Consider the following 12,054-nt stretch of genomic DNA (forward strand, 5'->3'; position numbering starts at 1 on the left):
CAAGCCAGAAACCCAGTAAACGGACAGGTTGAAAAATGTCGCGTATTGGAAAAAGGCCGGTAGCTATTCCGGACGGTGTCACGGCGAGCGTTGACGGTCAGACCGTGACGGCAAAGGGCCCGAAGGGCGAACTGAAGTTCGTCGTCAACGACGAAGTTCTGGTTTCGTTGGAAGAAGGCGCGGTCGCCGTTCAGCCGAAGGACCAGTCGAAGGTCGCGCGCTCCAAGTGGGGCATGTCGCGCACCATGATCTCCAACATCATGGAAGGCGTGAAAAACGGCTTCGAGCGCAAGCTCGAGATCAACGGCGTTGGTTATCGTGCGGCCATGCAGGGCAAGAACATCCAGCTTTCGCTGGGTTTCAGCCACGAGGTCGTCTACCAGGTTCCGGTAGGCATCTCGGCCGCAACGCCGAAGCCGACTGAAATCGTGCTGACTGGCATCGACAAGCAGCAGCTTGGCCAGGTCGCCGCCGAGATCCGCGGGTATCGGTCACCGGAGCCCTACAAGGGCAAGGGCGTCAAATATGCGGAAGAGACCATCATCCGCAAAGAAGGCAAGAAGAAGTAGGGATTGCGCGCCATGGCTAGCAGAAAAGAAACGATCTCGCGCCGCGCGCAGCGCGTACGCCGCCAGATCAAGAAGGTTGCCAACGGTCGTCCGCGCCTGTCGGTTCACCGTTCGTCGAAGAACATCTATGCACAGGTTATCGATGATGCCGCCGGCCGTACGCTGGCTGCCGCTTCGACGCTCGAAGGCGACCTCAAGGGCTCGCTGAAGACCGGTGCCGACGCGGCTGCTGCGGCGGCTGTCGGCAAACTGATCGCCGAGCGCGCCGTCGAGGCTGGCGTCAAGGACGTCGTCTTCGATCGCGGTGCATACATCTATCACGGCCGCGTCAAGGCGCTCGCCGATGCCGCCCGCGAGGGCGGGCTGAACTTCTAAATTTCAACCCCGTGCTTCCGGAAAAGAAAAAGGACTAGGATATGGCACAAAACGATCGTGGAGGTCGCGGACGCGACCGTGGTCCACGCGATGAGGTTGAGAGCGAGTTCGTAGACAAACTCGTTCACATCAACCGCGTTGCAAAAGTCGTGAAGGGTGGCCGCCGTTTCGGTTTCGCCGCACTCGTCGTCGTTGGCGACCAGAAGGGCCGCGTTGGTTTCGGTCATGGCAAGGCGCGCGAAGTGCCGGAAGCCATCCGCAAGGCGACCGAATCCGCCAAGCGCGACATGATTTTCGTGCCGCTGCGTTCCGGCCGTACGTTGCATCATGACGTCGAAGGCCGTCATGGCGCCGGCAAGGTTCTGCTGCGCGCGGCAACGCCCGGTACCGGGATCATCGCGGGTGGCCCGATGCGCGCCGTCTTCGAGACGCTCGGCGTCCAGGACGTCGTTGCCAAGTCGCTCGGCACGTCGAACCCGTACAACATGGTTCGCGCCACGTTTGATGCCCTCAAGCGCCAGATGCATCCGAAGGACATCGCGGCACAGCGCGGCCTCAAATATTCCACGCTTCAGTCTCGCCGCCGCGAGCTGATCGGCGCCGAAGAATAGATCGATCGTGCTCCTGGCTTTCGGCAACGAGGGCAGGGGTCATTGGAAGGAAACTGACTGATGGCTGACACCAACAAGGGCACGATCACGGTCGAACAGATCGGCAGCCCGATCCGCCGGCCGGCCGACCAGCAGAAAACGCTGATCGGTCTCGGCCTTAACAAGATGCACCGTCGCCGTACGCTGGAAGACACTCCGGCCGTGCGCGGCATGATCCGCAAAGTCCAGCACCTCGTCCGCGTTGTGGACGAGGCCTGATAGCGGGGAGACGAACAATGGATTTGAACGAACTGCGCGACAATGAAGGCGCACGCACCTCCCGCAAGCGGGTGGGACGCGGTATCGGTTCCGGCAAGGGAAAGACCGGTGGACGCGGCGTGAAGGGTCAGAAGTCCCGTTCCGGCGTTGCCATCAAGGGCTATGAAGGCGGTCAGATGCCGATCTACCGGCGTCTTCCGAAACGCGGCTTCAACAACATCTTCGCCAAGGACCTCAACATCGTTTCGGTTGGCCGCATTCAGGCCGCGATCGATGCTGGCAAGCTTGACGCCAAGAAGACAGTCGATGCCGCGGCCCTGGCCGAAGCCGGCGTGATCCGCCGCGTCAAGGACGGCGTGCGCGTGCTGGCCGATGGCGAGCTGAAGGCCAAAGTGACCTTCGAGGTCGCTGGTGCTTCGAAGTCTGCGGTCGAGAAGATCGAAAAGGCCGGTGGCTCCGTCACGGTCCTGGCAGCCGCGAAACAGGCAGCCGAGTAATACCGGAGGGCGGCGGAGATATCCGCCGCCCTTTCTTCACATGTTTCTTTACTTGCGTCTCCCCGGCATGGCGCTTATCTCCGCACTGACGTGCGTTGGCCCGGCCGGCCGCATTTCCGGCGATTGACCGGCCCACGCCGAACCGGAGAATTCTTCAATGGCATCTGCAGCAGAACAGCTGGCATCCAACCTGAACTTCGGCGCCTTCGCCAAGGCCGAAGAGCTGAAAAAGCGTATCTGGTTTACGCTCGGCGCACTCCTCGTCTACAGGCTGGGTACTTACATCCCGCTCCCCGGACTCGACATGAATGCCTTTGCGCAGGCGTTCGACAACCAGTCCGGCGGTATCCTGGGGATGTTCAACATGTTCTCCGGCGGCGCCGTCCAGCGCATGGCGATCTTCGCGCTCGGCATCATGCCCTATATCTCGGCCTCGATTGCCATCCAGCTCATGACCTCGGTCATTCCGACGCTGGAGCAGTTGAAGAAAGAGGGCGAACAGGGCCGCAAGGTCATCAACCAGTACACGCGTTACGCAACGGTTCTGCTCGCGACGCTGCAGGCCTACGGCATCGCCGTCGGTCTCGAAAGCGGCAGCGGCATCGTCGCGGATCCGGGCTGGTTCTTCCGTATTTCCACGGTGATCACGCTTGTCGGCGGCACCATGTTCCTGATGTGGCTCGGTGAGCAAATCACCGCACGCGGTATCGGTAACGGCATCTCGCTGATCATCTTCTCCGGCATCGTCGCCGGTCTCCCGAGCGCCATCGCCGGTACGCTGGAACTCGGCCGCACGGGCGCGCTTGCGACCGGTGTGATCCTTGCGATCATCGTTGTGGCGATCGTTGTAATCGGCGCGATCGTGTTCGTGGAACGCGCGCAGCGCCGCCTTCTGATCCAGTATCCGAAGCGGCAGGTCGGCAACCGGATGTTCCAGGGCGACACGTCGCACCTGCCGTTGAAGCTGAACACCGCAGGCGTCATCCCGCCGATCTTCGCATCGTCGCTTCTGTTGCTGCCTGCGACGCTGGCCGGTTTCTCGGATTCCTCGACATTGCCTGAATGGGCGACCGCGATTCTGGCCGCGCTCGGGCACGGACAGCCGCTCTACATGCTGTTCTACGCCTCGATGATCGTGTTTTTCGCGTTCTTCTACACGGCGATCGTCTTCAATCCGGAGGATACCGCTGACAATCTGAAGAAGCATTCGGGCTTCATTCCGGGCATTCGTCCGGGTGCGCGCACGGCGGAATATATCGACTACGTGCTGACGCGTATCACGGTGGTCGGCGCGATCTATCTCGTGCTGGTCTGCATGTTACCCGAATTTCTAATAGCGTCGACGGGAGTGCCGTTCTATCTCGGCGGTACGTCGCTGCTGATTGTTGTGAGCGTTACCCTTGATACCGTTGCACAGGTCCAGGGGCATTTGATCGCCCATCAGTATGAAGGCCTGATCAAGAAGTCGAAACTGCGCGGGGGAAAACGCGGACGATGAAACTTATACTTCTGGGACCGCCCGGCGCGGGCAAGGGAACTCAGGCGCAGCGCCTGGTCGAGAAATACTCCATTCCGCAGCTATCAACCGGCGACATGCTGCGTGCTGCGGTGAAGGCGGAGACTGAGGTCGGTCTTCGCGCCAAGGCAGTCATGGAAGCGGGGGAACTGGTTTCGGACGAGATCGTGAATGCGATCGTTTCCGACCGGATCGACGAGGCAGATTGCGCCAACGGTTTCATCCTTGACGGATATCCGCGCACGCTCGCCCAGGCCGATGCGGTCGAGGCGATGCTTGCCGCGAAAGGCACGCATCTCGATGCAGTCATCGAACTCGTTGTCGACGACAAGGCGCTGGTAGGCCGGATCATGAAGCGGGCCGAAGAGGCGAAAGCCGCCGGTCAGCCGGTCCGCAAGGATGACACGCCGGAGGTGTTCGACGAGCGGCTTCGCGAATACTACAAAAAGACGGCTCCGCTCACGGGCTACTACCATGCCAAGGGCATGCTGAAGAACGTCGATGGCATGGACACGATCGAGGGCGTAACCGCTCAGATCGAAAAGGTTCTGGCTTCGCTCTGACGCGCCTTTAACAGATTGTAAAAACGGGGTTGACGGAATCGCCAGCCCGTGCAATAGCGTCGCATCCTCCCTGCAAGATAGGACATTGAGTGCCTTCGTGGCGCGATGCCGTTTGGTTGGGAAACCCGCAAGGGCCGGCCTCCACCGGACGCGGGGCAACAATAAACGCCGGTTCACCCGGCATACATGGAGAACAAAATGGCACGTATAGCCGGTGTTAACATACCGACCGGAAAGCGCGTTGTGATCGCGCTTCAGTATATTCACGGTATCGGTGCGACTTTCGCCCAGGAAATCGTCGAGAAGAACAACATCCCCGCAGAGCGCCGGGTGCATGAACTGACCGACGCCGAAGTCATGGGCATTCGTGAAACCATCGACCGCGACTATCAGGTCGAAGGCGATCTTCGTCGCGAAGTCTCGATGAACATCAAGCGTCTGATGGACCTCGGCTGCTATCGCGGCCTGCGCCATCGCCGCAACCTGCCGGTGCATGGTCAGCGCACGCACACCAATGCCCGTACCCGCAAGGGTCCGGCAAAGGCGATCGCCGGCAAGAAGAAGTAATTGGGCGAATAGCGAAGCCGCGGTTGGCGAACAGGACTTTCTGCTCGCCGGTTCGCTGCTCACTGTTTGCTCTCCAGGTGTAGCCGCTGGAACTACGGCGGTGCAGAGATCGAAAGGACTACCATGGCAAAGGATGCCGGACGCGTTCGCCGCCGCGAGCGTAAAAACATTTCGTCGGGCGTGGCGCACGTCAACTCGACTTTCAACAACACGATGATCACCATTACCGACGCGCAGGGCAATACGATTGCCTGGTCTTCGGCCGGCATGCAGGGCTTCAAGGGCTCGCGCAAGTCGACGCCGTTCGCCGCGCAGGTTGCGGCCGAGGACTGCGCCAAGAAGGCCCAGGATCACGGCATGCGTTCGCTGGAAGTCGAAGTCTGCGGCCCGGGATCCGGCCGTGAGTCGGCTCTGCGCGCCCTTCAGGCGGCCGGGTTCACCATCACGTCCATCCGCGACGTGACGCCGATCCCGCACAATGGCTGCCGTCCGCGCAAGAAGCGCCGGGTGTAAGTACAAGAAGGGCGACGCCGATCCTGCGTCGCCCGTTTTCAGGTCTGTTGCCACGAATGGATGGTGGCAAGGAAGCTGAGGGAAACTGCCGTGATACACAAGAACTGGCAAGAACTGATCAAGCCGAAGAAGGTCGAGTTCAAGAGCGGAGGCACCAACAAGGTCACGCTCATCGCCGAGCCGCTGGAACGCGGGTTCGGTCTGACGCTCGGCAACGCGCTTCGCCGCGTGCTTCTTTCGTCGTTGCGCGGCGCGGCTGTAACCGCGGTGCAGATCGACGGCGTGCTGCATGAATTCTCCTCGATCGCCGGCGTGCGCGAGGACGTGACGGACATCGTCCTGAACATCAAGGAAATCGCCATCCGCATGGAAGGCGACGGTCCGAAGCGCATGGTCGTGCGCAAGCAGGGCCCGGGCGTCGTTACCGCCGGCGATATCCAGACGGTAGGCGATGTCGAGATCCTCAATCCGGATCACGTCATCTGCACCCTCGACGAGGGCGCGGAGATCCGCATGGAGTTCACCGTCGACAACGGCAAGGGCTACGTGCCGGCCGAGCGCAACCGCGCCGAGGACGCGCCGATCGGCCTGATCCCGGTCGACAGCCTGTATTCGCCGATCCGCAAGGTCTCCTACAAGGTGGAAAACACCCGTGAAGGCCAGGTTCTCGATTACGACAAACTGTCGATGACGATCGAGACCAACGGCGCGGTCACGGCCGAGGACGCTGTCGCGTTTGCGGCACGCATCCTGCAGGATCAGCTCGGCGTCTTCGTCAATTTCGAAGAGCCGCAGAAGGAAGTCCAGGAAGAACAGGTCCAGGAACTGGCGTTCAACCCGGCTCTCCTCAAGAAAGTCGACGAACTCGAATTGTCGGTACGTTCGGCGAACTGCCTGAAGAACGACAATATCGTCTATATCGGCGATCTGATCCAGAAGACGGAAGGCGAGATGCTTCGCACGCCGAATTTCGGCCGCAAGTCGCTGAACGAAATCAAGGAAGTGCTGGCGTCCATGGGGCTCCATCTCGGTATGGAAGTCCCGGCTTGGCCGCCGGAAAACATCGAAGACCTCGCGAAACGCTACGAGGATCATTACTGATCGCCGGCAACACCGGCCTAACACGCAAGGAGAAGGCTCATGCGCCACGGAAAATCGGGCCGCAAGCTGAACCGCACTGCCAGCCACCGCAAGGCGATGTTTGCCAACATGGCGGCTTCGCTTATCGAGCATGAGCAGATTGTGACGACGCTGCCCAAAGCCAAGGAAATTCGTCCGATCGTCGAGAAGCTGGTTACGCTCGGCAAGCGCGGCGATCTACATGCCCGCCGCCAGGCGATCGCCGCGATCCGCGACGAAACCCAGGTGCGCAAGCTGTTCGATGCGATCGCGACGCGTTACGCCGATCGTAATGGCGGCTATCTGCGGATCATGAAGGCGGGCTTCCGCCATGGCGACAATGCGCCGATGGCCGTCATCGAGTTCGTCGACCGCGATGTCGACGCGAAGGGAGCGGGCGACCGCGCCCGGGTCGAGGCAGAAGAGCAGGCTGCCGAAGAAGCAGCCTGACAATAGTCCCGAGGGACTGTCTGAAAATGGGGCCTTTTATGGCCCCTTTTTTTCGTTATGTTGGCGCGAATCTCAGGCGGTCAGGGAGCTTTTCATGTCATCGATGCGTATTTCGCGCGTGGTGCTCGCAGTGGCATTGGTTCTGGGAACAGCGTTCGCGCCGGTCCATGCCCAAAGCATAGAAGAGGGCGTCAACAACCTGCTCGAAGATCTCTTCGGGGGCGGTAATTCGCGCCAGAAGCCACCGCGTCCCGGAAATCCCGCCGATGCCGATGCACCGCGTCGCGTCCCAGCCAGTCAAGGCGAGATTCAGCTTTCCTTCGCGCCGCTAGTGAAGCGGACGGCGCCCGCCGTCGTCAACGTCTATGCGGCCCGCATCGTGCAGCAGCGCTCGTCGCCATTTCAGGGCGATCCGTTTTTCGAACATTTTTTTGGTCGGAATTTCGGTGGCCCGGCCAAGCCGCGCATGGAGCAGTCGCTCGGGTCCGGCGTCATCGTCGATCCGTCCGGCCTGATCGTCACGAATAACCACGTCATCGGCAATGCGGACGAGATCAAGGTTGCCCTGTCGGATGGCGAGGAATTCGAGAGTACAGTCGTGTTGCGCGACGAACGTTCCGACCTTGCGGTGTTGCGGATCGATGCGGGTCGGCAGCTGGATTATATCGAACTGGACGATTCCGACGCGGTCGAGACGGGTGACCTCGTTCTCGCGATCGGCAATCCGTTCGGTGTCGGGCAGACCGTCACCTCGGGCATTGTATCGGCACTTGCGCGGACCCGGATCGGCGTCTCGGATTTCGGATTTTTCATCCAGACCGATGCGTCCATCAATCCCGGAAATTCCGGCGGTGCGCTGATCGCCATGTCGGGCCGGCTGATCGGTATCAACTCTGCCATCTTCTCTCGGTCGGGCGGCTCCAACGGTATCGGTTTTGCTATCCCGTCCAACATGGTGCGTGCGGTGCTTGATCAGGTTCGCGGCGGTGCGGACGCCTTCGAGCGGCCTTATCTTGGGGCCGAATTCTCGACGGTGACCGCCGAGATCGCCGAGAGCCTCGGCATGCGGCGGCCGGTGGGCGCGATCGTGCGCAGTATCGACCCGGGCAGTCCCGCGGACCGGGCCGGCCTGAGTGTCGGTGACGTGGTCTTGAGCGTCGACCGGCATACGATCGAACATCCGGACGCCATCTTCTATCGCCTGGCGACTGCCGGGCCCGGGCGCACGGTGACGTTCGCCCTGTTATCTCGGGGGAAACGCCTCGCACTCGATATCCGGCTCGAGAAAGCGCCGGAATCCGTTCCTGCGAACGAGACGACGATTACCGGTTCCAATCCGCTCGCCGGCGCAAGCGTTGCGAATATTTCACCGCGCATTCTGAATCGGATGAATATCCGTTTCCGGGGAGACGGCGTGATCGTCACGGACATCGGGCGTGGCTCGCCCGCGATGAAGTTCGGCTTCCGTCCCGGTGACATACTGGTGAAGATCAATGGCACGACCATCAGGGACGTCGGTGATGTTGCCGAGACCGTCGAGGACGGAAAGCGGTCCTGGAGCTTCGAGGTCAATCGCGGCGGCCGCCTGATCCGCCAGTATTTCCGCGGCTAGCATGAGCGATTTGTTTGCAACGCCGGAAACCGGTCCGACTGTCTCGGCGCCGCGCCCGCTTGCGGACCGGCTGCGGCCGGAGCGGCTCGACGACGTCGTGGGACAGGATCATCTGACCGGGCCGGACGGTGCACTGACCAGGATGATCGCATCCGGCGGTCTGGGCAATGTCATCTTCTGGGGGCCTCCAGGCACCGGCAAGACAACCATCGCGCGATTGCTCGCGGGCGCGACCGGACTGCATTTCGAGCAGATATCCGCAATCTTCAGTGGCGTCGCCGACCTGAAGAAGGTCTTCGAGGCGGCGCGGCTGCGATTGCGCAATGGCAAGCAGACATTGCTGTTCGTCGACGAGATACATCGCTTCAACCGCGCGCAGCAGGACAGCTTCCTCCCGGTCATGGAGGACGGCACGATCCTTCTCGTTGGTGCTACGACCGAGAATCCGTCCTTTGAACTGAACGCCGCCTTGCTTTCGCGCGCGCGTGTCCTGACGCTTAAACGGCTTGAAGAGGATCATCTGGCGCGCCTCTTGCAGCGCGCGGAGGCGCTGACGAGAACGCCGTTGCCGGTTACTCCCGAGGCGCGCATCCTGCTCACCGGCATGGCCGACGGCGATGGCCGTGCCGTTCTGACGTTGGCCGAGGAAATTCTTCGTGCGGCAAAGCCCGACGAGACACTTGATGAGGATGGCGTGCGGCGCATTCTGCAGCGGCGCGCGCCAATCTACGACAAGGGACAGGACGGCCACTACAACCTGATCTCCGCGCTGCACAAATCGGTTCGCGGATCCGATCCGGATGCGGCGCTTTATTATCTCGCCCGCATGTTCGACGCTGGCGAAGACCCGCTTTTCATCGGCCGGCGGCTCGTTCGCATGGCGAGCGAGGATATTGGTCTCGCTGATCCGCAGGCCTTGTCGATCGCATTGTCCGCCAAGGAAGCTTACGACTATCTGGGATCGCCCGAGGGCGAACTCGCGCTGGCGCAAGCCTGCATCTATCTCGCAACCGCGCCGAAATCGAACGCGGCCTATGTCGCGTTCAAGGCGTCGATGCGGGCGGCGAAGGAGAACGGTTCGCTGTTGCCGCCGATGCATATCCTCAATGCGCCGACCAAGTTGATGTCGAAGGAGGGGTATGGCGACGGCTATCGCTATGACCATGACGAACCAGACGCTTTCTCCGGGCAGGACTATTTCCCGGAAGCATTGGGACGTCAGAATTTCTACGAACCGGTCGAGCGCGGATTCGAACGCGAGATTCGCAAACGACTGGACTACTGGGCGCAACTGCGGAACAAGAAAAACTCCTGAACGCCGGGTTTGATCGTTATCAAGGCAATGCCGGGCGGCGGGTGGCACTTGGTTCGCCGAATGGAGGAAAGCATGCGTATCCTGCTCGTTTATGCGACCGTTGAGGGTCAGACACGCAAGATTGCCGACCATGTGGCCGAGAGGCTTTCGGGCGGTGGAAACGACGTAACGCAGATCGACGCCACCGATGTACATAAAGCGCCCGACGCGAGCGCGTTCGACGTCGCGATCGTGGCCGCGCCGGTCCATATCGGTACGTTTCCGGCGCCGTTGCGCCGTTTCGTAGAAAAGAACAGTGCCACGCTGATGGCCCGGCCGGGCGCATTCGTTTCGGTTTCTCTCACTGCGGCATCGGCGGATGAGAGCGAGATCGCCGAACTCGATCAGATCGTCGAGAAGTTCAGCCAGGAAACCGGCTGGTGGCCTGTATCGATCCACAACGCCGCCGGCGCGCTCAAATACACCGAGTACGACTTCTTCCGCCGCTGGATGCTGAAGCGTATTGCCCGGAAAGAGGGCGGGCCGACCGACACCAACCGTGATCACGAGTTCACCGACTGGGTGGCGCTGGACAAGTTCGTCGATGAATTTGTCGCACAGGCTCCGCACCTCGCCGGAAAGATCTGAAGCCGACGCGCCAGGGCTTTCGCGCCGGCGGGCCATGGAGTAGGACGACTCCATGTCTCATCTTCTACTCGTGGCCCTTGGCGGCGGTCTTGGCGCATCCGCCCGTTACCTGACCAATCTTGCCGCGCTCCGGATCGCCGGGCCGCATTTCCCTTGGGGCACGATGATCGTCAACATCGTCGGGTCCTTCGCCATGGGTGTTCTCGTGGCTTGGCTCGCGCGGCGGACCGGAACCAGTATGGAATTGCGCAGCTTCATCGCCACGGGTTTCCTCGGCGGCTTCACCACGTTCTCGGCGTTCTCGCTCGATTTCGCGCTGATGTGGGAGAGGGGCAACCAGTGGCCGGGTGCGATCTATCTTGCCGCCAGCGTGGCGCTGTCGATCCTTGCCTTGTTCGCCGGGCTGACGCTCGTGCGCAGTGTAGCCTGACGGCGGAGAACCAAAGATGGCGAACGTCGAGCAGAAGACGGTGGAGGACGACGAGGCGGGAATGCGTCTCGATCGCTGGTTCAAGGTCCATTATCCGGACCTTGCTTTCGGTGCATTGCAGAAACTGCTGAGAACCGGCCAGGTCAGGGTCGATGGTGGTCGCGCCAAGTCGGAAACGCGGCTCGAAGCGGGGCAGACTGTGCGCATTCCTCCAATGGCTGCGGCAAGTGTGCTCGAAAAGGGGCCGATGACCGCCCGCACGATTCGCAACCAAAGCGACGAAGAAGCCCTGAAGCGGATGATCCTCTTCGAGGACAAGAAAGTTCTTGTTCTCAACAAACCGGCGGGTCTCGCGGTTCAGGGCGGTTCGGGCCTCAACAGGCATATCGACGGCATGCTCGAGGCGCTGCGCAACGCCAAAGGCGAGAAGCCGCGCCTGGTGCACCGTATCGACCGCGATACGTCGGGTATCCTTGTCGTGGCGCGGACACGCGGCGCGGCGCAGAAACTGACCGGTTCATTCCGGACACGCGACACGCAGAAGACCTACTGGGCATTGGTCAAGGGCGTCCCGAAGAAGCGGGAAGGGCGCATCTCGACCTGGCTGCTCAAGGAGCAGACGCCCGACGGCGACAAGATGCGCGTGTGCAAACATGGCGAACCCGACGCTGACCATGCCGTTTCGGATTACCGCGTCATACAAGTCGCCGGCCATCAATTGTCATGGCTGGAGATGGAGCCGGTCACCGGGCGCACGCACCAGTTGCGCGTTCACGCCGCGCATATGGGCAATCCGATCCTTGGCGACCCGAAATATTTCGAGGACGACCCGAATTGGGAGTTTCCGGGCGGGATGCAGAAAAAGCTGCACCTGCATGCGCGGCGCATCGTGATTCCTCATCCCGACGGCGGCGTCATCAACGTGACCGCGTCCTTGCCTCCGCACATGGTGCAGAGCTGGAATCTGCTCGGGTTCAAGGAGTCCGACGCCGACACTGAGGAGTGAAGGCATGCCTGACTTCTGCTCCGTCT

At 61.3% G+C, this 12,054-nt stretch carries 16 protein-coding genes; all 16 read left to right on the top strand.

The features are described from left to right. Positions 1 to 35: 35 nt before the first annotated feature. The 16 genes from rplF to ACQK2M_RS14285 all read left to right on the top strand — a co-directional run bounded on the left by rplF (position 36) and on the right by ACQK2M_RS14285 (position 12,028). Positions 36 to 569, top strand: a complete 534-nt coding sequence (gene rplF, locus ACQK2M_RS14210) for a 50S ribosomal protein L6 (RefSeq protein WP_425418340.1) — start codon at positions 36 to 38, stop codon at positions 567 to 569. A gap of 12 nt (positions 570 to 581) precedes the next feature. Beyond that, a complete protein-coding gene (gene rplR / locus ACQK2M_RS14215) occupies positions 582 to 944 on the top strand; it encodes a 50S ribosomal protein L18 (RefSeq protein WP_223477851.1) in 363 nt (120 codons plus the stop codon). 41 nt (positions 945 to 985) lie between these two features. After that, positions 986 to 1,555, top strand: a complete 570-nt coding sequence (rpsE, locus tag ACQK2M_RS14220; protein ID WP_223477850.1) for a 30S ribosomal protein S5 — start codon at positions 986 to 988, stop codon at positions 1,553 to 1,555. A gap of 60 nt (positions 1,556 to 1,615) precedes the next feature. Further along, the gene (rpmD, locus tag ACQK2M_RS14225; RefSeq protein ID WP_425418341.1) at positions 1,616 to 1,813 is read left to right on the top strand and encodes a 50S ribosomal protein L30; all 198 of its coding nucleotides are present in this window, start codon (positions 1,616 to 1,618) and stop codon (positions 1,811 to 1,813) included. Positions 1,814 to 1,830: 17 nt separating this feature from the next. Further along, positions 1,831 to 2,310, top strand: a complete 480-nt coding sequence (gene rplO, locus ACQK2M_RS14230; RefSeq protein WP_223477848.1) for a 50S ribosomal protein L15 — start codon at positions 1,831 to 1,833, stop codon at positions 2,308 to 2,310. A gap of 157 nt (positions 2,311 to 2,467) precedes the next feature. Further along, complete coding sequence (secY, locus tag ACQK2M_RS14235) at positions 2,468 to 3,808, top strand: preprotein translocase subunit SecY (protein ID WP_425418342.1); 1,341 nt, start codon at positions 2,468 to 2,470, stop codon at positions 3,806 to 3,808. After that, a complete protein-coding gene (locus tag ACQK2M_RS14240; RefSeq protein ID WP_223477846.1) occupies positions 3,805 to 4,389 on the top strand; it encodes an adenylate kinase in 585 nt (194 codons plus the stop codon). Before secY ends, ACQK2M_RS14240 begins: the two co-directional genes overlap by 4 nt. Positions 4,390 to 4,587: 198 nt before the next feature. Then, the gene (rpsM, locus tag ACQK2M_RS14245; RefSeq protein ID WP_223477845.1) at positions 4,588 to 4,956 is read left to right on the top strand and encodes a 30S ribosomal protein S13; all 369 of its coding nucleotides are present in this window, start codon (positions 4,588 to 4,590) and stop codon (positions 4,954 to 4,956) included. Between the two features lie 123 nt (positions 4,957 to 5,079). Then, the gene (gene rpsK / locus ACQK2M_RS14250; RefSeq protein ID WP_223477844.1) at positions 5,080 to 5,469 is read left to right on the top strand and encodes a 30S ribosomal protein S11; all 390 of its coding nucleotides are present in this window, start codon (positions 5,080 to 5,082) and stop codon (positions 5,467 to 5,469) included. Positions 5,470 to 5,559: 90 nt separating this feature from the next. Continuing rightward, the gene (locus ACQK2M_RS14255; RefSeq protein WP_223477843.1) at positions 5,560 to 6,570 is read left to right on the top strand and encodes a DNA-directed RNA polymerase subunit alpha; all 1,011 of its coding nucleotides are present in this window, start codon (positions 5,560 to 5,562) and stop codon (positions 6,568 to 6,570) included. A gap of 39 nt (positions 6,571 to 6,609) precedes the next feature. After that, a complete protein-coding gene (rplQ, locus tag ACQK2M_RS14260) occupies positions 6,610 to 7,038 on the top strand; it encodes a 50S ribosomal protein L17 (RefSeq protein WP_223477842.1) in 429 nt (142 codons plus the stop codon). A gap of 103 nt (positions 7,039 to 7,141) precedes the next feature. Then, positions 7,142 to 8,650: a DegQ family serine endoprotease gene (locus ACQK2M_RS14265; RefSeq protein ID WP_425420046.1), complete on the top strand. Its 1,509-nt coding sequence runs from the start codon at positions 7,142 to 7,144 to the stop codon at positions 8,648 to 8,650. 1 nt (position 8,651) lies between these two features. Continuing rightward, positions 8,652 to 9,965 (top strand): replication-associated recombination protein A, encoded by a 1,314-nt coding sequence (locus ACQK2M_RS14270; RefSeq protein WP_425418343.1) that lies wholly within the window; start codon positions 8,652 to 8,654, stop codon positions 9,963 to 9,965. Between the two features lie 72 nt (positions 9,966 to 10,037). Then, the gene (locus ACQK2M_RS14275) at positions 10,038 to 10,592 is read left to right on the top strand and encodes a flavodoxin domain-containing protein (RefSeq protein ID WP_425418344.1); all 555 of its coding nucleotides are present in this window, start codon (positions 10,038 to 10,040) and stop codon (positions 10,590 to 10,592) included. 52 nt (positions 10,593 to 10,644) lie between these two features. Further along, positions 10,645 to 11,022 carry a fluoride efflux transporter CrcB gene (gene crcB, locus ACQK2M_RS14280; RefSeq protein WP_425418345.1) on the top strand — a complete coding sequence of 126 codons (378 nt, stop codon included), beginning with the start codon at positions 10,645 to 10,647 and terminating at the stop codon, positions 11,020 to 11,022. A 16-nt stretch (positions 11,023 to 11,038) separates the two neighbouring features. Further along, the gene (locus tag ACQK2M_RS14285; RefSeq protein WP_425418346.1) at positions 11,039 to 12,028 is read left to right on the top strand and encodes an RluA family pseudouridine synthase; all 990 of its coding nucleotides are present in this window, start codon (positions 11,039 to 11,041) and stop codon (positions 12,026 to 12,028) included. Positions 12,029 to 12,054: the final 26 nt, after the last annotated feature.

Source organism: Oricola indica (assembly GCF_965227485.1).
Taxonomy (GTDB): domain Bacteria; phylum Pseudomonadota; class Alphaproteobacteria; order Rhizobiales; family Rhizobiaceae; genus Oricola; species Oricola indica.